The organism is Burkholderia sp. NFPP32, from assembly GCF_900119325.1.
GTDB lineage: Bacteria > Pseudomonadota > Gammaproteobacteria > Burkholderiales > Burkholderiaceae > Burkholderia > Burkholderia pyrrocinia_C.
Genome location: NZ_FPJP01000005.1, coordinates 372,524 through 396,151 on the forward strand (window position 1 = coordinate 372,524; position 23,628 = coordinate 396,151).

The window sequence follows — 23,628 nt, forward strand, 5'->3', positions numbered from 1 at the left end:
GCCGAGTCTGCTTGAACCCGAAGCGTGGGATCCGGCCTGGCGACAACGTACCGATCCGGATCGACATCGGAGAAAAAAATGGACAACCAGAATCAGACCACGCCGCAAAAGCAACGCCTCCATCCGCTGATCGCCACTGCAGCCGGCGCCGTTATCGTCGCCAGCCTTGCGGCAACGGCAGCGATTACGGGCGTATTCCCGAAGGCCAGCAGCAGCAACGAACAGAACGGCCAGACCCAGGCCGCGCTGATCGCGTCGCAGCCGGCCGTCGATACGGCTGCGGCCGCCAGCGCCGCGCTGGCCGCGCAAGCCCGGCAGCAGGCGGCCGAACAAGCCGCCGCGCAGCAGAAGGCGATCGCTCAGGCCGAACCGAAGCCCGCGCGCCCGGCGACGACGCACCGCCGTCATACGCAGGCACCGCAGCCGCCGCAATACGCGCAGCAGCAGCCGTCCGCGCCCGCCCAGGCTGCCTACTGCCAGAGCTGCGGCACGGTCGTCGCGATCACGCAGACGCGCACGCCGGGCCAGAGCTCGGGGATCGGCGCCGTTGGCGGTGCAGCGGCCGGCGGCCTGCTCGGCAACCAGTTCGGCAACGGTAACGGCCGCACCGCGATGACGATCATCGGTGCGCTGGGCGGCGGTCTCGCCGGCAACCAGGTCGAGAAGCAGGTACGCGCGGAAACCGACTATCAGGTGCAAGTGCAGATGGAAAGCGGCGCGACGCGCACGTTCACGTACCACAACCCGCCGCCGTTCGGCCAGGGTCAGCGCGTGCGGATCGAGAACGGCACGCTGGTCGGCGCGTAAGCGGCCGCTGCCCGCGTGTCGTGCGCGGGCAAGCGACCTGAAAACGAAAACGGCTCGCGAGCGCTTGCTCACGAGCCGTTTTTTCATTGCGGGCCTTGTGCGTCATTGCGGCGCACGCCGTGCTCAGTCTTCGTCGTCGAAATCCGATTCGTCGATCCAGTGCGCCTGGATCGCTTCGAGGATCTTCTCGCCGGAATGCTTCGGATCGTCGTCGAAGCCGTCGAGCTCAAGCACCCACTGGCGCAGGTCGACGAAGTTGATCCGCTGCGGGTCGATGTCCGGGTGCTTGTCCGCCAGCGCAATGGCTATTTCGCGCGAATCGGTCCATTTCATCGCCTGCCTCCGGGTTGTCAGTGATTTTCCTTCGCGTGGTTGATCGAGTACTTCGGAATCTCGACCACCAGGTCCGAATCTTCCGTCACGATCGCCTGGCACGACAGGCGCGACGTCGGCTCGAGGCCCCACGCCTTGTCCAGCAGGTCGTCCTCGTCCTCCTCGGACGGCGCCAGATCGTTGAAGCCCTCGCGGATCACCACATGGCACGTCGTACACGCGCACGACTTCTCGCATGCATGCTCGATCTCGATTCCGTGGTCGAGCAGGTTGTCGCAGATACTCTTGCCGGGCGTCGCGTCGATCACTGCGCCGTCCGGGCACAGTTCGACGTGAGGCAGCACCACCAGTTGAGGCATGTCCGTTCCGTCAGTCAGGGTGCGGCGACAGGCGCCGCACGGTTCATTATCGCGCGGGCCGTCGCCGGCCGATGCGCAGTTCGTGAATTCAGATCTCGTCGAGCCGGCGGCCCGACAGTGCGCGCTTGATGCTCTTGTCCATCCGGCGCGCCGCGAATTCGTCGGTGCCGTCGGCCAGCGTCTTGGTCGCCGCTTCGATCGCATTCGTATCGTCGCCTTGCGCAACCGCGCGCAGCGCCGCGGCAAGCGCGTCGATCTGCGTGCGCTCGTCCGCATCGAGCAGTTCGCCGTCGGTCGCCAGCGCGGCCTGCGTCGCCTCGAGCATCCGCTCGGCCTCGACCTGCGCTTCGCGCAGCGCGCGTGCGCGCATGTCGATTTCGGCGGTCTTGAAGCTGTCCTCGAGCATCTTCGCGATGTCGTCGTCGGCGAGGCCGTACGACGGCTTCACGACCACCGATGCCTCGACGCCCGACAGCTGTTCGCGTGCGAACACCGACAGCAGGCCGTCCGCGTCGACCTGATAGGTCACGCGAATCCGCGCGGCGCCGGCCGTCATCGGCGGAATGCCGCGCAGCTCGAAGCGCGCGAGCGACCGGCAGTCGGCGACGAGCTCGCGCTCGCCCTGCACGACGTGGATCGCCATCGCGGTCTGGCCGTCCTTGAAAGTCGTGAATTCCTGTGCGCGTGCGATCGGAATCGTCGAGTTGCGCGGAATGATCTTCTCGACGAGGCCGCCCATCGTCTCGACGCCGAGCGACAGCGGAATCACGTCGAGCAGCAGCCAGTCGTCGCCGGTGCCGCGATTGCCCGCGAGCAGGTCGGCCTGGATCGCAGCACCGAGCGCGACGACCTGGTCCGGATCGAGGTTCACGAGCGGCGGCTGGCCGAAATACTTCGCGACCGCGTCACGGATTACCGGCATGCGCGTCGCGCCGCCGACGAGCACGACGCCCTTGATGTCGGCCGGCGTCACCTGCGCGTCGCGCAGCGCCTTGCGGGTCGGTGTGAGCGTGCGCTGCACGAGCGGCTCGACGAGCGATGCGAACGTGTCGTGCGAGATCGTCTGCACGATGTGCGCGCCGCCCGACAGCGTCACGTCGAGCGATGCCTCCGGCGCGGACGACAGCGCCTCCTTCAGCACGCGCACACGGTCGAGCAGCAGGCGCACGTCCTCGGGAGCGAGCGTCTTTGCGTCGATGCCGGCCTGCGCGAGCACCTGACCGAACAGCGCGTGATCGAAGTCGTCGCCGCCGAGTGCGGAATCGCCGCCCGCGGCCAGCACTTCGAACACGCCCTTCGTCAGCTTCAGGATCGACAGGTCGAACGTTCCGCCGCCGAGGTCGTACACCGCATAGAGGCCTTCAGCCGCGTTGTCGAGGCCGTAGGCAATCGCCGCAGCAGTCGGTTCGTTCAGCAGGCGCAGCACGTTGAGGCCCGCGAGACGCGCGGCATCCTTGGTCGCCTGGCGCTGCGCTTCGTCGAAATACGCGGGCACCGTGATCACCGCGCCGACCAGATCGTCGCCGAGCGAATCTTCGGCGCGATAGCGCAGCGTCGCGAGAATCTCCGCCGACACTTCGACCGGGCTCTTCACGCCGTCGACGGTACGGATCTGCACCATGCCCGGCGCGTCGACGAATTCGTACGGCGCGTTCGCCGCGCCTTCGACCTCGGCCTTGCCGCGACCCATGAAGCGCTTGACCGACACGATCGTGTTGCGCGGATCGGTCGCAGCCTGCTCTTTCGCTTCGTGGCCGATGCGGCGGCCGCCCTTCTCGAGGTAACGGACCACCGAAGGCAGCAGCACGCGGCCCGCTTCGTCCGGCAGTACTTCGGCCACGCTGTTGCGCACGGCCGCGACGAGCGAGTTCGTCGTGCCGAGATCGATCCCGACGGCGAGTCGCCGCTGGTGCGGCGCCGGCGCCATGCCCGGTTCGGAAATTTGCAGTAAAGCCATCTTGGTTCGTTCGGGCGCTCGGCCCGTTTGCTGCGCGTGCCGCAAGGCACGCGGTTAAGTTTCGAGGCGCTCGATCTGTGCGCCCACTTCCGACGCGACGCGTTCGATGAACATCAACTGGCGCACGGCCTCGGCGGCCGCCTGATCGGCGCCGCTGTCGAGCAGCGTGCCGAGGCGCTCGACGCGCACGCGCTTCTCGTCGCGCAACTCGGCGAGCAGCGTGTCGAGTGCGGCAACGTTGCGGGCGGCCGCGGCATCCTCGATGCCCTCGCGCCACTCCATCTGCTGCATCAGGAACGCAGGCTCCATCGCGGTGTTGTTTTCAGCGCCGATGTCGACGCCGCGCAGCGACAGCAGATAGGACGCGCGTTTCAGCGGATCGCGCAGCGTGCGGTACGCCTCGTTCGCGCGGGTTGCCCATTGCATCGCGATGCGCTTCTGCGCGTCGCCGGCCGCCGCAAAGCGGTCCGGATGCACCTGCGTCTGCACCGTCCGGTAGGCGGCATCGAGCGCCGCCTCGTCGAGCGCGAATTGCGCCGGCAGGTGAAACAGGTCGAAGTGGCTGTCTTTCAGCGAGACCATCGTCGCGTTCAATTCCGGTTCGTCGCGCGGCAAACGCCGCACATTAAAAAGGCGGCCCGTGCCGCCTCTTGCCCGCATCGCGCGGAGATCCGCGTCACACGCGGAACGATTCGCCGCAGCCGCACTCGTCCTTCACGTTCGGGTTGTTGAACTTGAACCCTTCGTTCAGGCCTTCGCGGGCAAAGTCGAGCTCGGTGCCGTCGATGTACGCGAGGCTCTTCGGATCGACGACGACCTTCACGCCATGGCTCTCGAACACCTGATCCTCGGGAGCCAGCTCGTCGACATACTCGAGCTTGTACGCGAGCCCCGAGCACCCGGTCGTGCGAACGCCAAGCCGCAGGCCAACACCCTTGCCGCGACGGACGAGGTATTTCTGCACGTGCTGTGCTGCTTTTTCGGTCAGTGTAATTGCCATGATGTCCTTGCCGCGGCACGCCACCGGGGCCCGCCGCGTTCCTTCTGAACCCAACCCGCTCGATGCCGCTCAGGCCGCTGCCTGATCGCCTTCCTTCGTGTCGTGGCGCTTCTTGTAGTCGGCCACGGCTGCCTTGATCGCGTCTTCCGCGAGGATCGAGCAGTGAATCTTCACCGGCGGCAGCGCGAGCTCTTCGGCGATCTGCGTATTCTTGATCGACAGCGCCTCGTCGAGCGTCTTGCCCTTCACCCATTCGGTCACAAGCGAGCTCGACGCGATCGCCGAGCCGCAACCGTAGGTCTTGAACTTCGCATCTTCGATCACGCCGTCCGCGCCGACGCGGATCTGCAGCTTCATCACGTCGCCGCAGGCCGGCGCGCCGACCATGCCCGTACCGACCGTGTCGTCGTCCTTCGCGAACGAACCGACGTTGCGCGGGTTTTCGTAGTGATCCAGAACCTTGTTGCTGTAAGACATGACTCAGACTCCTTGACTCGTTACGCTGCGTGCGCCAATCCGCCCGCGGGTGCATTCAATGCGGTGTTCAGTGTGCGGCCCATTCGATCGTCGACAGATCGATGCCTTCCTGGTGCATTTCCCAGAGCGGGGACAGTTCGCGCAGCTTCGCGATCTTGCTGTTCAGCAGGTTGATCACGAAGTCGACTTCCTGCTCCGTCGTGAAGCGGCCGACCGTGAAGCGGATCGAGCTGTGCGCGAGCTCGTCGTTGCGGCCGAGCGCACGCAGCACGTACGACGGCTCCAGCGACGCCGACGTACATGCGGAGCCCGACGACACCGCGACGTCCTTGATCGCCATGATCAGCGACTCGCCTTCGACGAAGTTGAAACTGATGTTGAGGTTGTGCGGGACACGGTGCTCCATGTCGCCGTTCACGTACGTTTCCTCGATTTGCGACAGGCCGCGCAGCAGCTTGTCGCGCAGCATGCGGACGCGCTCGTTCTCGGTCGCCATTTCTTCGCGCGCGATGCGGAACGCTTCGCCCATGCCGACGATCTGGTGCGTCGCCAGCGTGCCCGAACGCATCCCGCGCTCGTGGCCGCCGCCGTGCATCTGCGCCTCGATGCGCACGCGCGGCTTGCGGCGCACGTACAGCGCGCCGATGCCCTTCGGGCCGTAGGTCTTGTGCGCCGAGAACGACATCAGGTCGACCTTCAGCTTCGCGAGGTCGATCCCGACCTTGCCGGTCGACTGTGCAGCGTCGACGTGGAACACGATGCCCTTCTCGCGGCAGATTTCACCGATCGTCTCGATGTCCTGGATCACGCCGATCTCGTTGTTCACGTGCATCACCGACACGAGGATCGTGTCGGGGCGCAGCGCGGCCTTGAACACGTCGAGGTCGATCAGGCCGTCATCCTTCACGTCGAGGTAGGTGACTTCGAAACCGTCGCGCTCGAGCTCGCGGCACGTATCGAGCACGGCCTTGTGCTCGGTCTTCACCGTGACGATGTGCTTGCCCTTGCCCTTGTAGAAATTCGCGGCACCCTTGATCGCGAGGTTGTCCGATTCCGTCGCGCCGGACGTCCAGATGATCTCGCGCGGATCCGCGTTCACGAGTGCCGCCACCTGCTCGCGCGCTTCCTCGACTGCACGCTCCGCGTCCCAGCCGTAAGCGTGGCTGCGCGACGCCGGGTTGCCGAACTGCTCGCGCAGGTACGGCACCATCTTGTCGACCACGCGCGGATCGACGGGCGTCGTCGCGCTGTAATCCATATAGATGGGCAGGTGGAGAGTCTCTTGGGTCATCTGTCGCTCCGGGTATTCTGTGCAGGGACTATGTGCGTTATGGGGTATGGCGGGCGCCTTCGCGCTCACGAACTCGCGATGTTGAACACCGAATTGGGGCCGAGCGGCATCGTACGCACGGGCTCGGCCGGCGCGGCGACGGGCTCCGGCGTGCGCCGGTCGCGCAGCACCGCGGGTGCGCCCTCGCGTGCGCGCTGCTGATCGACGAGATCCTGCAGCGACACCGAATCGAGGTATTCGACCATCTTCTGGTTCAGGGTCGACCACAGCTCGTGCGTCATGCAATGGCCGTCGGGCTGCTTCGAGCCGTCGCACGTGCCCTTGCCGCCGCACTGCGTGGCGTCGAGCGGTTCATCGACCGCGATGATGATGTCGGCAACGGTGACATCCTGCGCGCGACGCGCGAGGTTGTAGCCGCCGCCCGGGCCGCGCACGGATTCGACGATTTCATGCCTGCGCAGCTTGCCGAACAGCTGTTCGAGATACGAGAGCGAAATCCGCTGGCGCTGGCTGATGCCTGCAAGCGTCACCGGGCCCTGCTCCTGGCGCAGTGCCAAGTCAATCATCGCCGTGACGGCGAAACGGCCTTTGGTGGTGAGTCTCATGGTGTCTAGGGGACTGCAATCTTGACGATTTTGGTCAAGTATAAATATTTGACGATTTTAGTCAAGTATCCATGCCTTCGAAAGGGTATTCGCAGATCGCTGAATACCGCGCGATCAGCGCTCCGTGCGGGCTCGAAGCGTCTCCAGCAGGCCCGCGCACGCGCGTTCGACCTGATCGAGCACCTGCTCGAAGCCCTGCGCGCCGCCGAAATAAGGATCCGACACTTCAGTTTCAGTCGCGCCCGGCGCGAATTCCATCAGCAGGCGCACCTTGCCGCGATGCTGCGGCGGGCAGCGGCGGTGCAGTTCCGCGAGATTCGCTTCGTCCATCGCGAGCAGCAGGTCGAAACGCTCGAAGTCCGCCGCACTCACCTGCCGCGCGCGCAGCGCCGACAGGTCGTAGCCGCGGCTGCGCGCGGCAGCCTGCGCACGCGTATCGGGCGGCTCGCCCACATGCCAGTCGCCGGTGCCGGCCGAATCGATCGCGATCCGATCCGCCAGTGCGGCAGCGTCGACCTGATGGCGCATCACACCCTCCGCGGTGGGCGAACGGCAGATGTTGCCGAGACAGACGAAACAGATCGCAACGCGGGTCATCGCACTATCGAAAATTCGCGGCGGACCGCGTGGAACAAGAACGCGCCATTATACAAAGGCGCCCGAAGTCGCGCCGCCGCGCAAAGCGACGGCGCCCAGCATTACAGCGCCTTCGGCGCGGCGAGCACGACGTCGCCGGATGCCGCCGGCAGCGGCTTCGCCGCGTCGTCGACCAGCCCGAACGACACCGCGCGCGCCAGTTCGGCAGACGCCTGGTGAACCGCGAGCGGGCCGCGCGCCGGCGCATCGGCCATCGCATGCAGATAGGCAGCCGCGGCCAGCGGGACGACGATTGCCAGCGGCCAGTACATCGATATTGTCTTTTTCATGATGCGGACCTCCTTGACCTCGTTCCCCGAAACCCGATTCCGGGGACTACAGACAGGATTCTATAGACCGCATCTATCGAGATAAATATGTAAATAGCGAACGCACTGTTGTCGCCGGATGAACAGTGCTCAGCCGAGGTGGCTTTGCGATGCCGCGTACAGTTCACGGAACGTGCGCCCGGTCGGCGTCGGCATGTCGCGCGTGTCCATCCAGCCGCCCATCATCGGCAGGCGCCGCAGCGTGCCGCCGTTACCGCCCAGCCGCTCGAGGACGCGCACCGCGAGCTTGGTCGTCAGCGCGTACAGCGTCGGCCGCCGCGCGACGAAGCCCCATGCGGCAAGCGCGGCCCGCTCGCGCCACGGCCGCAGGTGCCGCTCGACCTGCTTCTCGCGCAGCGTGCGCAACAGGTGCGACAACGGAATCCCGACCGGACACACGCTGTCGCATTCGCCGCACAGCGTCGCGGCCTGCGGCAGGTCGAGCGTGCGCTCGAGCCCGACATAGCTCGGCGTCAGCACCGCCCCCATCGGCCCCGGGTAGACCCAGCCGTACGCATGGCCGCCGACCTTCTGGTAAACCGGACAGTGGTTCATGCACGCGCCGCAGCGGATGCAGCGCAGCATCTCCTGGAACTCGCCGCCGATCAGGCCCGTGCGGCCGCCGTCGACGAGCACCACGTAGTTGTGCTCGGGGCCGTCCTCGTCGCCCGGCCCACGCGGCCCGGTCAGCAGCGAAAAATAGTTCGACGTCTTCTGTCCCGTCGCGGAGCGCGGCAACAGGCGCATCGCGGTCGCCAGATCCTCGAGCGTCGGCAGCACCTTCTCGATGCCCGTCACCGCGACATGCACGCGCGGCATCACCGTGCACATCCCCTCGTTCCCTTCGTTCGTCACGATCGCGACCGAACCCGTCTCGGCTATCACGAAGTTGCCGCCCGTCACGCCCATGTCGGCCGACATGAAATGCGGGCGCAGCACCTCGCGCGCCTCGCGCGTCATGTCCGGAATCTCGGTGAGCCGCTCGCGGTGGTGCGTGCGCGCGAACAGGTCGGCGATCTCTTCCTTGTCCTTGTGCACGACGGGCGCAATGATGTGGCTCGGCGGCTCGTTGTCGTTGATCTGCAGGATGTATTCGCCGAGATCCGTCTCGACCGACTGCACGCCCATCTCCGCGAGCACCGCGTTCAGACGCATCTCCTCGGACACCATCGACTTGGTCTTGATGACCTTCTTCACGTCGTGCCGGCGCGCGATGTCGGCCACGAGCCGCGCGGCATCCGCGGTCGTTTCGGCGAACAGTACCGTCGTGCCGCGCCGCGTCGCCTCGCGCTCGAATGCGTCGAGCCACACGTCGAGGTTCTCCAGCGCGCGGTTGCGGCGCGCCTTGAGCGCGGCGCGCGTGGCCGGGAAGTCGATCGCGGTCATCGCGTCGGCGCGCGCGGACACGAACTTCGTCGACAGCTTCTTCAGGTTCTGCTGCAGGCGCTGGTCGGCCAGCTTCTGGCCGGCGCGCGCCTTGAAATGCATCGATTGGACTTGCATCGCGGTATCGGGGGAAAAGTGAGCGGAACCGGGCGTCAGACGTCGCCCGCCAGCACCTGCGCGACGTGCAGCACGCGCGTGTCGCGGTCGCCGGTGCGGCGCAACCGCCCTTCGATGTTCAGCATGCAGCCGAGATCGCCGAGCACGACGACGCCCGCGCCCGACGCACGCACGTTCGCGCATTTCTCGTCCGCGATGGCCGCCGAAATATCGCCGTACTTGACCGAGAACGTGCCGCCGAAGCCGCAGCAGTGCTCGCAATCCTTCATCTCGGTGACCGCGATGCCGCGCTGCGCGAGCAGCGCGCGCGGCTGCGCCTTCACGCCGAGTTCGCGCAGGCCCGAGCACGAGTCGTGATAGGTAACGGGCCCGGTGAATTCACCGGGCTCGAGCGAGACCTTGGCGACGTTCGCGAGGAAATCGGTCAGTTCGTAGACTTTCTGCTGAAACCGCGCGTAGCGCCCCATCAGTTCGGGGTCGTCGCGGAACAGGTCGCCGTAGTGCGTGCGGATCATCCCGCCGCACGAACCCGACGGCGCGACCACGTAATCGAACTGCTCGAACTCGCGCAGCGTCTTTTCCGCGAGATCGCGCGCCAGCGCGCGCTCGCCGGAGTTGTAGGCCGGCTGGCCGCAGCAAGTCTGCGCGGGCGGCACGATCACCTCGTAGCCGGCGTCGCGAATCAGCTTGAGCGCCGAGAAACCGATTTCGGGGCGCATCAGATCGACCAGGCAGGTCACGAACAAACCGACTCGCATACGTGCTCCTTCGAGAAAACGGCTCTCATTATCCGCCGTTTGGCCGGCAAGACCAACGCGGGCTTGCGCGCAAGCCCGCGCGGCGCGAAGCGAGGACTTCCTCGAACGGCGTTCGCTTTTTTCACAATACGAGATACAATCGGCGCAATACCGCCTGACGCGTCAACCGATTCCTCCCCGACATGAGCCAACCCACCCCGGATTCAAAAACGTCGATCCAGGTGATCGAACGCATGATGCGGCTGCTGGACGCGCTCGCCGCGCACAGCGACCCCGTCAGCCTGAAGGAGCTTGCGCAGCGGACGGAGCTGCATCCGTCGACCGCACACCGCATCCTCAACGACATGGTGACCTGCCGTCTCGTCGACCGCTCCGATCCCGGCACGTACCGCCTCGGCATGCGGCTGCTCGAGCTCGGCAACCTCGTGAAGGCGCGCCTGTCGGTGCGCGACGCGGCGCTGATGCCGATGCGCGAGCTGCACCGTCTCACAGGGCAGACCGTGAACCTGTCGGTGCGCCAGGGCGACGAGATCGTCTATATCGAGCGCGCATATTCGGAGCGTTCGGGGATGCAGGTCGTCCGCGCGATCGGCGGCCGCGCGCCGCTGCACCTCACGTCGGTCGGCAAGCTGTTCCTCGCGGCCGACGAAACGTCGCGCGTGCGCGCCTATGCGACGCGCACGGGGCTGTCCGGCCATACGCAGAACAGCATCACCGACATCGCGAAGCTCGAGCGCGAGCTGACGATCGTCCGCCAGCAATCGTGCGCACGCGACAACGAGGAGCTGGAACTCGGCGTGCGCTGTATCGCGGCCGGCATCTACGACGATTCGGGCAAGCTCGTCGCGGGCCTGTCGCTGTCGGCGCCGGCCGATCGCCTTCAGGACGCGTGGCTCGGCCAGTTGAGCCGCACGGCGCTCACCATCTCGGAATCGCTCGGCTACCGGCCGGCGCCCACGAAGGATGCGGACGGGCTGCAGCGGCAGGCATAAGCCACCTTCACCGGCCCCGGTTCTCCCGAACGAAAAAACCCCGCGATTGCGGGGTTTTTTCTTGCAGCCAATCGGCGCGACGGCGGACCGCCGCAGACGGTCAGGTGCCGCCGTTCGGCGTGTTGGCTGCCGTCAGGCGCTCGCCGCCGCCGGCATCGAGCCAGTTGCGCAGGCGTGCCGCGTCGGCGAAGCGCGAATACTTGCCGAACGAATCGAGCAGCACCATCACCATCGGCCGGCCGTGGATCGTCGCCTGCATCACGAGGCACTCGCCCGCTTCGTTGATGAAGCCCGTTTTCTGCAGGCCAATGTCCCACGAGCCGTTACCGCGGATCAGCGCGTTCGTGCTGTTGTAGGCGAGATTGCGCTTGCCCGTGTACACCTCGTAGCTGCGATCGGTCGAGAACTGGCGGATCATCGGGTACTGGTACGCGGCATTGACCATCTTCACCAGATCGCGCGCGCTCGACACGTTCGAGCTCGACAGGCCGGTCGAATTCTCGAAATGCGTATCGGCCATGCCGAGCGCCTTCGCCTTCGCGTTCATCGCGGCGATGAACGCCGGACGGCCGCCCGGGTAATAACGCGACAGCGCAGCGGCCGCACGGTTTTCCGACGCCATCAGCGCGATATGCAGCATGTCCTCGCGCGACAGCACCGAGCCGACCGACAGGCGCGAGCCCGTGCCCTTCTCGTAGTCGCGGTCTTCGTCGGTGACTTCGATCTGGTCGGTCATCGGCGACTTCGAGTCGAGCACGACCATCGCCGTCATCAGCTTCGAGATCGACGCGATCGGCACGACGGCGTGCGAATTCTTGTCGAACAGCGGCTCGCCGGAATTCTGGTCGACGACGTACGCGACGCTCGAGCGCAGCGCAAGCGCGTCCGGCGTGTCGTGCAGGCCGAACGCCTGGCCGACGGTCGGACGACGCGGCTGGAACGCGACCTGGCGCATTGCGCCGCGGTGGCCGCCGTGCACGCCCGCCGCGAGCGTCATGCGCTTGCGCGACGCTTTCGCGCGCGGCGCATCGGCCGCGGCGACCTTGGCGGATTGGCTGGATGCTGCCTTGACCGACTTCTTCTTCGCGGACGAAGCAGGAGCGGCGGCCTTTTTCTTGGCGGCTTGTTGGGTCTTCGCAGTGGCGGCAAAGGCGTCAGCGGGCGCGACGGACGCGGCGGTCGCCAGCAAGGCGACGGCGACCGACACAGCCGCGCCGAGCGTCATGCTCTGCAACAATCTGCGCGGTGAAAACGATTCGGCTTTCATTGGGGTCTGGACAAAGCGGGCGGAGGTTTCCGCAAGTGTAGTTAAAGCTTAAAAAAAGAGCAATATTAGGCACTTACCGATCGTCGTTAAACCGGAATGTAAGGGTCGGCCAACCTCAGACCAATCGACCCTCCCGCCCCCATCGAAAAAAATCATGGGAAGCACTGCCCGACAGCGCCCGTCTCCCGATTACACACGGTTAATTGAGATAACGTCACTTTCGGGACAATTTAAAGCGGGGAAACTACGTATCCGGCGCTCGGCGGGCCTGCAGCGCCTCTTGAGCATGGCGAAGGCACATCGTCACGGCATGTCACGCATGCGCATCGAAACGGCGCGTTTTCGACAGGAACGGAAGGATAACGTTCCACGAGCCTGTCAGGTTTACCTGTGCATGCTCGTGGTGCGCCGCGCCTGCCCCGTGCTCGTGCGCACCATTTGGGATCGAGCGTGAAACCGATTCCGAACGGCCATGATAACTCGTTGTTTTATCGATAATTTGTCACGATTGTGCAACGCACAAAAAATACTTGACATCCGTTTTCTCTGCCCTAAAATACGTTTCATTGCTGCGTTGCACAAAGCACGCGCATCCGAGGTTCCCCATCGTAGTGCCCCCTTACCCTGCGATCGACGCGATCGCTTTTCAGGAGCTTGACATGTCCTTGCTGACCCCCGAGCAAATCGCCGCCGCACAGAAAGCCAACCTCGAAAGCCTGTTCGGTCTGACGACCAAGGCGTTCGAAGGCGTCGAAAAGCTGATCGAACTGAACCTGCAGGTCGTGAAGTCGACGCTGGTCGAGAGCCAGGAAAACGCACAGCGTCTGCTGTCGGTGAAGGACGCTCAGGAACTGATCGCGCTGCAAGCGAGCCTGTCGCAGCCGGTCGCGGAAAAAGTGCTGTCGTACGGCCGTCACCTGTACGAAATCGCATCGTCGACGCAAGCCGAGTTCACGAAGGTTGCCGAAGCGCAATTCGAAGAGCAGAACAAGAAGGTCCAGGCACTCGTCGACAACGTCGCGAAGAACGCCCCGGCCGGTTCGGAAACGGCTGTCGCCGCGCTGAAGTCGGCACTGAACGCTGCGAACACCACGTACGAAACGGTTCAGAAGGCAACGAAGCAAGCCGTCGAGATCGCTGAAACGAACTTCAACGCTGCTGCTGCCGTCGCAACGAAGGCTGCCACCGCCGCCGCTGCGCGTCGTTCGAGCAAGCCGGCCGCGTAAGCGTCCGCTGCTCCTGAAAGAGCCGCGCCCAGCGCGGCTTTTTTCGTTTCCGGCGCCGGAAACGGCGCGAACCGGCCGCCGTTCGCTACGCTCGAGCAGCCGTTCGAGCGCCGCGCCAGCCGCGAGCAAAAAAAAACGCCGCCGCCCGGCTTGCCCGGGCGGCGGCGTTTTTCATGGCCGGTGCATGACCGGCCGTGCCGGTCGCGTTACTTCTTGCGTTGCGGCGGCAGGTCCGTACAGACGCCTTCGTACAGCTCGGCGGCCATGCCGACCGATTCGCCGAGCGTCGGATGCGGATGGATCGTCTTGCCGATGTCTTCCGCGTCCGCGCCCATCTCGACGGCGAGGCACACTTCGCTGATCAGGTCGCCCGCGTTCAGCCCGACGATGCCGCCGCCGATCACGCGATGGGTTTCCTCGTCGAAGATCAGTTTCGTGAAACCTTCGTCGCGGCCGTTCGCGATCGCACGGCCCGAAGCGGCCCACGGGAACACCGCCTTGCCGTACTTGATGCCTTCGGCCTTGCACTGGTCTTCCGTCTTGCCGGCCCACGCCACTTCCGGATCGGTGTACGCCACCGACGGGATCTGCAGTGCGTCGAAGTACGCCTTCTCGCCGTGCGCGGCTTCCGCTGCGACGTGGCCTTCATGCACGGCCTTGTGCGCGAGCATCGGCTGGCCGACGACGTCGCCGATCGCGAAGATGTGCGGGACATTCGTGCGCATCTGCTTGTCGACGTCGATGAAGCCGCGATCCGTGACGGCGACACCGGCCTTGTCGGCGCCGATCTTCTTGCCGTTCGGGCTGCGGCCCACCGCGACGAGCACGAGGTCGTAGCGCTGCGCTTCCGCCGGCGCCTTCTCGCCCTCGAACTTCACGTAGATGCCGTCTTCCTTCGCTTCCGCGCCGACCGTCTTGGTCTTCAGCATCACGTTGCCGAAGCGCTTCGCGTTGTACTTTTCCCAGACCTTCACGAGATCGCGGTCCGCGCCCATCATCAGGCCGTCCATCATTTCGACGACGTCGATTTCGGCACCGAGCGTTGCGTACACCGTCGCCATTTCGAGGCCGATGATGCCGCCGCCGATCACGAGCATGCGCTTCGGCAACTGGCGCAGTTCGAGCGCGCCCGTCGAATCGACGACCCGCGGGTCTTCCGGCATGAACGGCAGCTTCACGGCCTGCGAGCCCGCGGCAATGATCGCCTGCTTGAACTTGACGACCTTCTTGCCGTTTTCGCCCTGCACTTCCATGTGATACGGATCGACGAACGCGCCGACGCCCGTGACGACTTCGACCTTGCGCGCCTTCGCCATGCCTGAGAGGCCCGTCGTCAGCTTCTTGACGACGCCGCCCTTGAAGTCGCGCAGCTTGTCGAGATCGACCTGCGGCTTGCCGAACGTGATGCCGTGCGACGCGAGCGCCTCGGCTTCGTCGATGACGAGCGCCGTGTGCAGCAGCGCCTTCGACGGGATGCAGCCCACGTTCAGGCACACGCCGCCGAGCGTCGGGTAGCGTTCGACGAGCACCGTCTTCATGCCGAGATCGGCTGCGCGGAACGCGGCCGAGTAGCCGCCGGGGCCGGCGCCGAGCACGAGCATGTCGCATTCGATGTCGACTGCGCCGGCGTAGCTGCCGGCTTGCGGCGCGGGCGCCGGGGCGGCTGCGGCGGGTGCCGGAGCAGCCGCTGCGGGCTTGGCCGGTTCGGGTGCTTTCGCGGGTGCGGCGGCGCCTGCCGATGCTTCGACGATGGCGATGACCGTGCCTTGCGAGACTTTCTCGCCGGCCTTGACCTTGACTTCCTTGACGGTGCCGGCGACGTCGCTGGGCACTTCCATGGAGGCTTTGTCCGATTCGAGCGTGATGAGCGTCTGCTCTTTTTCGATCACGTCGCCCGGCTTGACGTTGACTTCGATGACATCGACGCCGCTGAAATCGCCGATATCCGGAACCTTGACTTCGATGAGACTCATTACTGTCCCCTTCTTGATTAGCTGCAGACAGAGGGGGGAGAAACCCGCGGGAGAACTACGGCCTGGCAAAAGAAAGACCGCGACGCTGAGCAGAACCACCTTTGCCGTCCGCCCAAGGACGCGCCTTTCTTTTGGTTACTTTTCTTTGGAAGACAAAGAAAAGTGACCGCCGCCCCGCGCAGGGGCGACGCTAGCAGACCGTCAGGAAAGCCAGTTCAACGACGAAGCGTGGATAACCGACAAGAAACCCACGCCCCCGCGAGCAAACTCCCCGCTCATCAAAGAACGATGCGCCGGAAATCGCCGAGCAACGCGCCGAGATACGCATTGAACCGCGCGGCTTCCGCGCCATCGATCACGCGATGGTCATACGACAGCGACAGCGGCAGCATGAGACGCGGCACGAACTGCTTGCCGTCCCACACCGGCTTCATCTGCCCGCGCGACAACCCGAGGATCGCCACTTCCGGCGCGTTGATGATCGGCGTGAAGTTCGTCCCGCCGATCCCGCCGAGCGACGAGATCGAGAAGCAGCCGCCCTGCATCTGGTCCGGCTTCAGCTTGCCTTCGCGCGCGGCCTTCGACAGGTCGCTCATTTCCTTCGCGATGTCGACGAGACCCTTCTTGTCCGCATCGCGGATCACCGGCACGACGAGGCCGTTCGGCGTATCGGCGGCGAAACCGACGTGGAAGTACTGCTTGAACACGAGGTTGTCGCCGTCGAGGCTCGCGTTGAAGGTCGGGAATTTCTTCAGCGCGGCGACGACCGCCTTGATCACGAACGCGAGCATCGTGAACTTCACGCCCGCCTTCTCGTGTTCCTTGTTCAGCTGGACGCGCAGCGCCTCGAGATCGGTGATGTCCGCTTCGTCGTTGTTCGTGACGTGCGGGATCATCACCCAGTTGCGATGCAGGTTCGCGCCCGAGATCTTCTTGATGCGCGACAGCGGCTTCGCCTCGAACGGGCCGAACTTCGAGAAGTCGACCTTCGGCCAGGGCAGCAGGTTCAGCTCGCCGCCGCCTGCCGGCGCGGCCGCTGCCGCGCCCGGTGCTGCGCGCTGGCCCGTCATCACGCCCTTTACGAAGCCCGTGACGTCGTCCTTCGTGATGCGGCCCTTCGGCCCCGAACCTTGCACGCGTGCGACTTCGACGCCAAGTTCGCGCGCGAACTTGCGCACCGACGGCGAAGCATGGCTGGCGCGGTATTCGCCCGACGGCGCTGCGGCCGCAGCCGGTGCCGGTGCCGGCGCAGCCTTCGCGGGTGCGGCGGCGGGCGCCGGAGCCGATGCAGCAGCGGCCGCAACCGGTGCGCTCGCCTGCGGAGCGGCGGCCGGTGCGCCTGCGGCTTCGAGCAGCACGATCAGCGTGCCTTCCGACACCGAATCGCCGACCTTCACCTTGATGTCCTTCACGACGCCGGCAGCCGGGCTCGGCACGTCCATCGTCGCCTTGTCCGATTCGAGCGTGACGAGCGACTGCTCCTTCTCGACCGTGTCGCCGACCTTCACGCCGATCTCGATCACCGGGACGTCCTTGTAGTCGCCGATGTCGGGCACCTTCACTTCGAGCGTGCCGCCGGCCGCTGCCGGTGCGGCAGCCGGTGCTGCTGCGGCCGGTGCCGGCGCTGCCGCCGGAGCTGCGGCCGGCGCAGCCGCGCCGTTCGGCTGTGCGGCCGCGCCGCCTTCGAGCAGGATGATCAGCGTGCCTTCCGACACCGAGTCACCCACCTTCACCTTCACTTCCTTGACCGTGCCCGCCGCGGGGCTCGGGACGTCCATCGTCGCCTTGTCGGACTCGAGCGTGACGAGCGACTGCTCGGGCTCGACCGTGTCGCCCGCCTTCACGAGCACTTCGATGACGGGCACGTCCTTGTAATCGCCGATATCCGGCACCTTCACTTCGATCGCTTGACTCATCTGTATCTGTCTCCATGGCCGCGCGCGCTCCTCGCGGAAGCGACGCGCGACATCACACGGCGTGTGCGTTAAACGGTCATCGGGTTGGGCTTGGACGGATCGAGGTTGTACTTGGCGATCGCGTCCGCGACCACCTTGCGCTCGATCGTGCCTTCGTCGGCCAGCGCGTTGAGCGCGGCGACGGTGACCCAGTGACGGTCGACCTCGAAGAAGTGACGCAGCTTCTCGCGGGTATCCGAGCGGCCGAAGCCGTCCGTGCCCAGTACGACGAAACGGCGATCGATCTGGCCGCGAATCTGGTCGACCAGCGCGCGGACGTAGTCGGTCGATGCGATGACCGGGCCCTGCGTGTCCTTCAGGCACTTCTGCACGTGCGACAGGCGACGCTCCTCGGTCGGATGGAGCAGGTTCCAGCGCTCGACCTGGTGGCCTTCGCGCGCAAGCTCGGTGAAGCTCGGCACGCTCCACAGGTCGGCGGCGACGCCCCAGTCGTTCTTCAGCAGGTCGGCGGCGGCGATCACTTCGTTGAAGATCGTGCCCGCGCCGAGCAGCTGGACGCGCGGCGCCTTCTTGTCGGCGTCGGCCTTCCTGAACGCGTACATGCCCTTGATGATGTCGGCCGCCACGTGCTCGCCCTGCGGAATCGCCGGGTGCTCGTAGTTCTCGTTCATCACCGTGATGTAGTAGTACACGTCTTCCTGGTCCTGCACCATGCGGCGCAGGCCGTCCTGGATGATCACGGCTAGTTCGTAGCCGAAGGTCGGGTCGTAGCTCACGCAGTTCGGCACCGATGCCGCCCACAGGAGCGAGTGGCCGTCTTCGTGCTGCAGGCCTTCGCCGTTCAGCGTCGTGCGGCCCGCGGTACCGCCCAGCAGGAAGCCGCGCGAGCGCATGTCGCCCGCGGCCCATGCGAGGTCGCCGATCCGCTGGAAGCCGAACATCGAGTAGAAGATGTAGAACGGCACCATGATCTCGCCGTGCGTCGAGTACGACGTCGCCGCCGCGATCCAGTCGCACATGCCGCCCGCTTCGTTGATGCCTTCCTGCAGGATCTGGCCGGTTTCCGATTCCTTGTAGAACATCAGCTGGTCGGAATCTTCCGGCACGTACTTCTGGCCCTGCTGGTTCCAGATGCCGATCTGGCGGAACAGGCCTTCCATGCCGAACGTACGCGATTCGTCCGGGACGATCGGCACGACGCGCTTGCCGAGCGCCTTGTCCTTCAGCAGGATGTTCAGGATCCGCACGAACGCCATCGTCGTCGAGATCTCGCGGCCTTCGCCCGTGCCCTTCAGCAGCGGCTCGAACGCGTCGAGCGCCGGCACCGGGAGCGACGTCGCCTTCTCGCGGCGGTGCGGCAGGTAGCCGCCGAGGTCCATGCGCTGCTTGCGCATGTATTCGAGTTCCTTCGAACCTTCCTCGAACTTCAGGTACGGCACGTCGGCGATCTGCTCGTCGGTGATCGGCAGGCGGAACTGGTCGCGGAACTTCTTCAGTTGCTCGACCGGCAGTTTCTTCTGCTGGTGAGTGATGTTCATCGCCTGGCCCGACTCGCCCATCCCGTAGCCCTTGATGGTCTTCGCGAGGATGACGGTCGGCGCGCCCTTCGTGTTGCTGGCTTCATGGAACGCCGCATAGATCTTGTGCGGATCGTGGCCGCCGCGGTTCAGCGCCCAGATGTCGTCGTCCGACCAGTCGGCGACCAGTGCCTTCAACTCAGGCGAGTTGAAGAAGTGCTCGCGGACGAACGCGCCCGATTCCGACTTGTACGTCTGGTATTCGCCGTCGACGACTTCCATCATGCGGCGCATCAGCGCGCCCGTCTTGTCGCGCGCGAACAGCGCATCCCAGCGGCTGCCCCAGATGACCTTGATCACGTTCCAGCCGGCGCCGCGGAATTCCGATTCGAGTTCCTGGATGATCTTGCCGTTGCCGCGCACCGGGCCGTCGAGACGCTGCAGGTTGCAGTTGATCACGAACACGAGGTTGTCGAGCTTCTCGCGGCTCGCCATCCCGATCGCGCCGAGCGATTCCGGTTCGTCCGTCTCGCCGTCGCCGAGGAACGCCCACACCTTGCGGCCTTCCGTCGTCGCGATGCCGCGCGCCTGCAGGTACTTCATGAAGCGCGCCTGGTAGATCGCCATGATCGGGCCGAGACCCATCGACACGGTCGGGAACTGCCAGAAGTCCGGCATCAGCCACGGGTGCGGGTACGACGAAATGCCGTTGCCATCGACTTCCTGGCGGAAGTTGTCGAGCTGCTCTTCCTTCAGGCGGCCGAGCAGGAACGCGCGCGAATACACGCCCGGCGACGAGTGGCCCTGCACGAACACGAGATCGCCGCCGTGCTGGTCGGACGCTGCGTGCCAGAAGTGGTTGTAGCCGACGTCATAGAGCGTCGCGGCCGACGCGAACGATGCGATGTGGCCGCCGACGTTCGTGTCCTTGCCGGCGCGCAGCACCATTGCCAGCGCGTTCCAGCGCGTGTACGAACGGATGCGGTGCTCGATGTCCTGGTCGCCCGGAATCTTCGCCTGGGCTTCGACCGGAATCGTGTTGATGTACGGGGTATTCGCGGAAAACGGCAGGTGCTCGCCGTGCATGCGGGCGAACTCGATCTGCTTTTCGATCAGGTAGTGCGCGCGGCCGGTGCCCACGGAGGAGATCACGCCATCGAGCGACTCCAGCCACTCGACGGTTTCTTGCGGGTCGTCGTCATGTTCGGCGGCGACATATTTCATCACTTCGTTCGGTACAGCGGACATTCTCGTCTCCTGGGTCCTGGAATGTGAGGATCGCTCTCGTGCAGACGACGCGACGCGACCGGCTGCGGGCAAGCTCCAGCGGATTGTAATGAGCGTGCGCGGGCCTGCGCAACAAAATTTTCGAATCGTGAGATCTTTTCTCACAATACGGAATATTGCTGCGCCGCACCCATGCGTCGGGGCTCTGCGGCCCGTCCCGGCGGCATAAATCCGTTTCCGTTCAACATATCCGGTATGGGTTTTCCATGTATTGCGCTGCGCTACAATCCTGCCATGTTGACCGATCGGCTTTTCGCACGCTCGGCGCGACCGTCGGGCCCGCCGGCGGAGTCGCAGCCGTCCCGTTGGCACCACGGACCGTGGTGGTCCAATTCCTATTTGCTGACGCCGCTGCTGTCGATCCTCGTGTTCCTCGTGGTGATGAGCCTCATCCTGTGGAGCCTCAATCGCCGCGAACAGCAGCAGCAGGAAGACACCCTCTTCCGTAACGTCGCGTGGGCGCAGCAGCAGATCCGCCTGTCTATGACGGGCGCGCAGGAACAGCTCCAGGCGCTGTCGCGCGATCTCGCGTCGGGCCGCCTCGACCAGAACGCGTTCCAGATGGCCGTCGCGGACGTGATGCAGACGCATCCGGAAATCCTCTACCTGAACTGGTACACGGCACCCGGCGTGCAGCGCTGGCCGACCGTGCATCCGCCGCTGCTCGGCCAGCGGCTCGCGAAGCCCGGCGATGCGCAGATGCAGGACGCCGTGCGCGGCGCCTATGACGAAGCGCGCAGCACGCGCCGCCAGGCCTATTCGCCGCTGATCTACGACGACTTCGGCAACGGCTTCATCACGCTGCAGACGCCCGTGATGCGCGGCGACCGCGAATTTCTCGGCTCGATCGCCGCGGTGTTCTCGGTCGAAGGCATCCTGAAGCACGACATCCCGCAGGAGCTGTCGTCGAAGTACAAGATCTCGATCACCGACGCGAACAACCGCGAGCTGTCGTCCACGTCGACGCGCCCGCGCCTGCCGCGCGACTCGCACTACGACCTGCCGCTCGATCCGCCCGGCCAGGGGCTGACCGTGCGCGTGTACGCGTTCCCGCAGCTCACGAACCTGACCAACAACACGCTCGTGTGGCTCGTCGCGGGGCTGTCGTGCTTCGTGCTGTGGAGCCTCTGGAGCCTGTGGAAGCACACGCGCCAGCGCTTCGAGGCGCAGCAGGCGCTGTACGCGGAGGCGTTCTTCCGCCGCGCAATGGAGAACTCGGTGCTGATCGGCATGCGCGTGCTCGACATGCACGGCCGCATCACGCACGTGAACCCCGCGTTCTGCCGGATGACGGGCTGGGACGAAACCGACCTCGTCGGCAAGGTCGCGCCGTTCCCGTACTGGCCGCGCGACGCTTACCCGGAAATGCAGCGCCAGCTCGACATGACGCTGCGCGGCAAGGCGCCGAGCTCGGGCTTCGAGCTGCGCGTGCGGCGCAAGAACGGCACGCTGTTCCATGCGCGCCTGTACGTATCGCCGCTGATCGACAGTTCGGGCCGCCAGACGGGCTGGATGTCGTCGATGACCGACATCACCGAACCGAAGCGCGCGCGCGAGGAACTCGCAGCCGCGCACGAGCGCTTCACGACGGTGCTCGAAAGCCTCGACGCCGCGGTGTCGGTGCTGGCCGCCGACGAGGCCGAGCTGCTGTTCGCGAACCGCTACTACCGCCACCTGTTCGGCATCCGCCCGGACGGCCATCTCGAGCTGTCGGGCGGCGGCTTCGACCGTGCGCAGGCATCGTCCGACTCGATCGACATGGTCGACGCGTTCGCGGGCCTGCCGGCCGCCGCGCTGACGAGCAGCACCGCGGATGCGCAGGAGGTGTACGTCGAGAGCATCCAGAAATGGTTCGAGGTGCGCCGCCAGTACATCCAGTGGGTGGACGGCCACCTCGCGCAGATGCAGATCGCGACCGACATCACGACCCGCAAGAAGGCGCAGGAACTCGCGCACCAGCAGGAGGAGAAGCTGCAGTTCACGAGCCGATTGATGACGATGGGTGAAATGGCGTCGTCGATTGCTCACGAATTGAACCAGCCGCTCGCCGCGATCAACAACTACTGCTCGGGCACGCTCGCGCTCGTCAAGAGCGGCCGCGGCACGCCCGAGACGCTGCAGCCCGCGCTGGAAAAGACCGCGCAGCAGGCGCTGCGGGCGGGGATGATCGTCAAGCGGATCCGCGAATTCGTGAAGCGCAGCGAGCCGAAGCGCCAGCCGGCGCGCGTCGCGGACATCGTCGCCGACGCGGTCGGGCTCGCCGAAATCGAGGCCAGGAAGCGCAGGATCCGGATCGTCACGGAAATCCTCGCAAGAATGCCTATTATTTATGTCGACCCCGTGCTGATCGAACAGGTGCTGATGAACCTGATGAAGAACGCGGCCGAGGCGATGGCCGACGTGAAGCCGGCGTCGGCGGACGGCGTGATCCGCGTCGTCGCCGACATCGATGCGGGTTTCGTCGACATCCGCGTGATCGACCAGGGTCCGGGCGTCGACGAAGCGACCGCCGAACGCCTGTTCGAACCGTTTTACAGCACCAAGTCCGATGGCATGGGCATGGGGCTGAACATCTGCCGTTCGATCATCGAATCGCATCGGGGGCGTCTGTGGGTGGTCAACAACGTCGAGCCGGATGGCCGCATTTCCGGCGCGACGTTCCACTGCAGCCTGCCCATTGGGGAACCCGCTGATCTCGGCCGAGGGGGGCGCGAGGCATCGGCATCACATACCGTTACGGGAGAACTATGAATAGCCCAGTCACCACCACTCAGGAAACCGTCTTTGTCGTCGACGACGACGAGGCCGTACGGGACTCGCTGCGCTGGCTGCTGGAGGCGAACGGCTATCGCGTGCAATGCTTCTCGAGCGCCGAACAATTCCTCGATGCATACCAGCCTGCGCAGCAGGCCGGCCAGATCGCATGCCTGATCCTCGACGTGCGGATGTCGGGCATGAGCGGCCTCGAACTGCAGGAACGCCTGATCGCCGACAACGCCGCGCTGCCGATCATCTTCGTCACCGGTCACGGCGACGTGCCGATGGCCGTCTCGACGATGAAAAAGGGTGCGATGGACTTTATCGAGAAACCGTTCGACGAAGCCGAGCTGCGCAAGCTCGTCGAGCGGATGCTCGACAAGGCCCGAAGCGAAAGCAAGAGCGTCCAGGAACAGCGTGCCGCGAGCGAACGCCTGTCGAAGCTGACCGCGCGCGAGCAGCAGGTGCTCGAACGGATCATCGCGGGCCGCCTGAACAAGCAGATCGCCGACGACCTCGGCATCAGCATCAAGACGGTCGAAGCGCACCGCGCGAACATCATGGAAAAGCTCAACGTCAACACGGTGGCCGACCTGCTGCGCCTCGCGCTGTCGAAGAAACAGGCCTGAGCGTTCGCC

The 23,628-nt window shown here is 65.4% G+C and carries 21 protein-coding genes; 5 read left to right on the forward strand and 16 right to left on the reverse strand.

Translation table 11 applies throughout. The features are described from left to right. Nucleotides 1-78 precede the first annotated feature (78 nt). The gene (locus BT264_RS13440) at nucleotides 79-807 is read left to right on the forward strand and encodes a glycine zipper 2TM domain-containing protein (RefSeq protein ID WP_072437000.1); all 729 of its coding nucleotides are present in this window, start codon (nucleotides 79-81) and stop codon (nucleotides 805-807) included. A gap of 123 nt (nucleotides 808-930) precedes the next feature. On the opposite strand, the gene iscX is transcribed toward BT264_RS13440, so the two are convergent. From iscX to BT264_RS13500, 12 genes are all read right to left on the reverse strand, one after another. Beyond that, complete coding sequence (iscX, locus tag BT264_RS13445) at nucleotides 931-1,140, reverse strand: Fe-S cluster assembly protein IscX (protein WP_021157676.1); 210 nt, start codon at nucleotides 1,138-1,140, stop codon at nucleotides 931-933. Between the two features lie 17 nt (nucleotides 1,141-1,157). After that, on the reverse strand, nucleotides 1,158-1,499 hold the full coding sequence (gene fdx / locus BT264_RS13450) for an ISC system 2Fe-2S type ferredoxin (protein ID WP_034188939.1): 342 nt from the start codon (nucleotides 1,497-1,499) through the stop codon (nucleotides 1,158-1,160). 88 nt (nucleotides 1,500-1,587) lie between these two features. Beyond that, a complete protein-coding gene (hscA, locus tag BT264_RS13455; protein WP_072437248.1) occupies nucleotides 1,588-3,456 on the reverse strand; it encodes a Fe-S protein assembly chaperone HscA in 1,869 nt (622 codons plus the stop codon). A 54-nt stretch (nucleotides 3,457-3,510) separates the two neighbouring features. Then, nucleotides 3,511-4,038 carry a Fe-S protein assembly co-chaperone HscB gene (gene hscB / locus BT264_RS13460; RefSeq protein WP_072437249.1) on the reverse strand — a complete coding sequence of 176 codons (528 nt, stop codon included), beginning with the start codon at nucleotides 4,036-4,038 and terminating at the stop codon, nucleotides 3,511-3,513. Nucleotides 4,039-4,132: 94 nt separating this feature from the next. Continuing rightward, the gene (gene iscA / locus BT264_RS13465) at nucleotides 4,133-4,456 is read right to left on the reverse strand and encodes an iron-sulfur cluster assembly protein IscA (protein ID WP_011885413.1); all 324 of its coding nucleotides are present in this window, start codon (nucleotides 4,454-4,456) and stop codon (nucleotides 4,133-4,135) included. A 69-nt stretch (nucleotides 4,457-4,525) separates the two neighbouring features. Continuing rightward, complete coding sequence (gene iscU, locus BT264_RS13470; RefSeq protein ID WP_006481982.1) at nucleotides 4,526-4,933, reverse strand: Fe-S cluster assembly scaffold IscU; 408 nt, start codon at nucleotides 4,931-4,933, stop codon at nucleotides 4,526-4,528. A 67-nt stretch (nucleotides 4,934-5,000) separates the two neighbouring features. Then, the gene (locus tag BT264_RS13475) at nucleotides 5,001-6,224 is read right to left on the reverse strand and encodes an IscS subfamily cysteine desulfurase (RefSeq protein ID WP_072436999.1); all 1,224 of its coding nucleotides are present in this window, start codon (nucleotides 6,222-6,224) and stop codon (nucleotides 5,001-5,003) included. Nucleotides 6,225-6,289: 65 nt separating this feature from the next. Further along, entirely contained in the window at nucleotides 6,290-6,829 is a 540-nt protein-coding gene (gene iscR / locus BT264_RS13480) for a Fe-S cluster assembly transcriptional regulator IscR (RefSeq protein ID WP_009691731.1), read from the reverse strand. 114 nt (nucleotides 6,830-6,943) lie between these two features. Beyond that, nucleotides 6,944-7,426, reverse strand: coding sequence for a low molecular weight protein-tyrosine-phosphatase (locus tag BT264_RS13485; RefSeq protein WP_072436998.1), 483 nt, complete (start codon nucleotides 7,424-7,426; stop codon nucleotides 6,944-6,946). A 101-nt stretch (nucleotides 7,427-7,527) separates the two neighbouring features. After that, the gene (locus tag BT264_RS13490) at nucleotides 7,528-7,755 is read right to left on the reverse strand and encodes a hypothetical protein (RefSeq protein WP_034183556.1); all 228 of its coding nucleotides are present in this window, start codon (nucleotides 7,753-7,755) and stop codon (nucleotides 7,528-7,530) included. A gap of 129 nt (nucleotides 7,756-7,884) precedes the next feature. Beyond that, on the reverse strand, nucleotides 7,885-9,297 hold the full coding sequence (locus tag BT264_RS13495) for a lactate utilization protein B (protein ID WP_072436997.1): 1,413 nt from the start codon (nucleotides 9,295-9,297) through the stop codon (nucleotides 7,885-7,887). A 35-nt stretch (nucleotides 9,298-9,332) separates the two neighbouring features. Further along, complete coding sequence (locus tag BT264_RS13500) at nucleotides 9,333-10,055, reverse strand: (Fe-S)-binding protein (RefSeq protein WP_072436996.1); 723 nt, start codon at nucleotides 10,053-10,055, stop codon at nucleotides 9,333-9,335. A 182-nt stretch (nucleotides 10,056-10,237) separates the two neighbouring features. Here BT264_RS13500 and BT264_RS13510 point away from each other — a divergent pair, with 182 nt between their 5' ends. Next, nucleotides 10,238-11,047 carry an IclR family transcriptional regulator gene (locus BT264_RS13510; RefSeq protein ID WP_027786965.1) on the forward strand — a complete coding sequence of 270 codons (810 nt, stop codon included), beginning with the start codon at nucleotides 10,238-10,240 and terminating at the stop codon, nucleotides 11,045-11,047. Nucleotides 11,048-11,147: 100 nt separating this feature from the next. Here BT264_RS13510 and pbpG read toward each other — a convergent pair whose 3' ends face one another. Continuing rightward, nucleotides 11,148-12,314 carry a D-alanyl-D-alanine endopeptidase gene (gene pbpG / locus BT264_RS13515; RefSeq protein WP_072436995.1) on the reverse strand — a complete coding sequence of 389 codons (1,167 nt, stop codon included), beginning with the start codon at nucleotides 12,312-12,314 and terminating at the stop codon, nucleotides 11,148-11,150. A gap of 659 nt (nucleotides 12,315-12,973) precedes the next feature. On the opposite strand from pbpG, the gene BT264_RS13520 reads away from it, so the two are divergent. Beyond that, nucleotides 12,974-13,540 (forward strand): phasin family protein, encoded by a 567-nt coding sequence (locus BT264_RS13520; protein WP_034183551.1) that lies wholly within the window; start codon nucleotides 12,974-12,976, stop codon nucleotides 13,538-13,540. 206 nt (nucleotides 13,541-13,746) lie between these two features. Here BT264_RS13520 and lpdA read toward each other — a convergent pair whose 3' ends face one another. From lpdA to aceE, 3 genes are all read right to left on the reverse strand, one after another. Continuing rightward, entirely contained in the window at nucleotides 13,747-15,513 is a 1,767-nt protein-coding gene (gene lpdA, locus BT264_RS13525) for a dihydrolipoyl dehydrogenase (RefSeq protein WP_072436994.1), read from the reverse strand. A 278-nt stretch (nucleotides 15,514-15,791) separates the two neighbouring features. Beyond that, nucleotides 15,792-17,429, reverse strand: coding sequence for a dihydrolipoyllysine-residue acetyltransferase (gene aceF / locus BT264_RS13530; protein ID WP_072436993.1), 1,638 nt, complete (start codon nucleotides 17,427-17,429; stop codon nucleotides 15,792-15,794). A 68-nt stretch (nucleotides 17,430-17,497) separates the two neighbouring features. Then, a complete protein-coding gene (gene aceE, locus BT264_RS13535) occupies nucleotides 17,498-20,194 on the reverse strand; it encodes a pyruvate dehydrogenase (acetyl-transferring), homodimeric type (protein WP_072436992.1) in 2,697 nt (898 codons plus the stop codon). A 273-nt stretch (nucleotides 20,195-20,467) separates the two neighbouring features. On the opposite strand from aceE, the gene fixL reads away from it, so the two are divergent. Beyond that, nucleotides 20,468-22,984, forward strand: coding sequence for an oxygen sensor histidine kinase FixL (fixL, locus tag BT264_RS13540; RefSeq protein WP_072436991.1), 2,517 nt, complete (start codon nucleotides 20,468-20,470; stop codon nucleotides 22,982-22,984). Further along, nucleotides 22,981-23,619 carry an oxygen response regulator transcription factor FixJ gene (gene fixJ, locus BT264_RS13545; RefSeq protein WP_006493245.1) on the forward strand — a complete coding sequence of 213 codons (639 nt, stop codon included), beginning with the start codon at nucleotides 22,981-22,983 and terminating at the stop codon, nucleotides 23,617-23,619. The genes fixL and fixJ overlap by 4 nt, the downstream gene beginning before the upstream one ends. Nucleotides 23,620-23,628 lie beyond the last annotated feature (9 nt).

What these genes read in the sequence shown, in the direction of transcription:
- BT264_RS13440 (WP_072437000.1), top strand. Translation starts at nt 79, where the DNA reads ATGGACAACCAGAATCAGACCACGCCGCAAAAGCAACGCCTCCATCCG.
- iscX (WP_021157676.1), bottom strand. Translation starts at nt 1,140, where the DNA reads ATGAAATGGACCGATTCGCGCGAAATAGCCATTGCGCTGGCGGACAAG.
- fdx (WP_034188939.1), bottom strand. Translation starts at nt 1,499, where the DNA reads ATGCCTCAACTGGTGGTGCTGCCTCACGTCGAACTGTGCCCGGACGGC.
- hscA (WP_072437248.1), bottom strand. Translation starts at nt 3,456, where the DNA reads ATGGCTTTACTGCAAATTTCCGAACCGGGCATGGCGCCGGCGCCGCAC.
- hscB (WP_072437249.1), bottom strand. Translation starts at nt 4,038, where the DNA reads ATGGTCTCGCTGAAAGACAGCCACTTCGACCTGTTTCACCTGCCGGCG.
- iscA (WP_011885413.1), bottom strand. Translation starts at nt 4,456, where the DNA reads ATGGCAATTACACTGACCGAAAAAGCAGCACAGCACGTGCAGAAATAC.
- iscU (WP_006481982.1), bottom strand. Translation starts at nt 4,933, where the DNA reads ATGTCTTACAGCAACAAGGTTCTGGATCACTACGAAAACCCGCGCAAC.
- BT264_RS13475 (WP_072436999.1), bottom strand. Translation starts at nt 6,224, where the DNA reads ATGACCCAAGAGACTCTCCACCTGCCCATCTATATGGATTACAGCGCG.
- iscR (WP_009691731.1), bottom strand. Translation starts at nt 6,829, where the DNA reads ATGAGACTCACCACCAAAGGCCGTTTCGCCGTCACGGCGATGATTGAC.
- BT264_RS13485 (WP_072436998.1), bottom strand. Translation starts at nt 7,426, where the DNA reads ATGACCCGCGTTGCGATCTGTTTCGTCTGTCTCGGCAACATCTGCCGT.
- BT264_RS13490 (WP_034183556.1), bottom strand. Translation starts at nt 7,755, where the DNA reads ATGAAAAAGACAATATCGATGTACTGGCCGCTGGCAATCGTCGTCCCG.
- BT264_RS13495 (WP_072436997.1), bottom strand. Translation starts at nt 9,297, where the DNA reads ATGCAAGTCCAATCGATGCATTTCAAGGCGCGCGCCGGCCAGAAGCTG.
- BT264_RS13500 (WP_072436996.1), bottom strand. Translation starts at nt 10,055, where the DNA reads ATGCGAGTCGGTTTGTTCGTGACCTGCCTGGTCGATCTGATGCGCCCC.
- BT264_RS13510 (WP_027786965.1), top strand. Translation starts at nt 10,238, where the DNA reads ATGAGCCAACCCACCCCGGATTCAAAAACGTCGATCCAGGTGATCGAA.
- pbpG (WP_072436995.1), bottom strand. Translation starts at nt 12,314, where the DNA reads ATGAAAGCCGAATCGTTTTCACCGCGCAGATTGTTGCAGAGCATGACG.
- BT264_RS13520 (WP_034183551.1), top strand. Translation starts at nt 12,974, where the DNA reads ATGTCCTTGCTGACCCCCGAGCAAATCGCCGCCGCACAGAAAGCCAAC.
- lpdA (WP_072436994.1), bottom strand. Translation starts at nt 15,513, where the DNA reads ATGAGTCTCATCGAAGTCAAGGTTCCGGATATCGGCGATTTCAGCGGC.
- aceF (WP_072436993.1), bottom strand. Translation starts at nt 17,429, where the DNA reads ATGAGTCAAGCGATCGAAGTGAAGGTGCCGGATATCGGCGATTACAAG.
- aceE (WP_072436992.1), bottom strand. Translation starts at nt 20,194, where the DNA reads ATGTCCGCTGTACCGAACGAAGTGATGAAATATGTCGCCGCCGAACAT.
- fixL (WP_072436991.1), top strand. Translation starts at nt 20,468, where the DNA reads ATGTTGACCGATCGGCTTTTCGCACGCTCGGCGCGACCGTCGGGCCCG.
- fixJ (WP_006493245.1), top strand. Translation starts at nt 22,981, where the DNA reads ATGAATAGCCCAGTCACCACCACTCAGGAAACCGTCTTTGTCGTCGAC.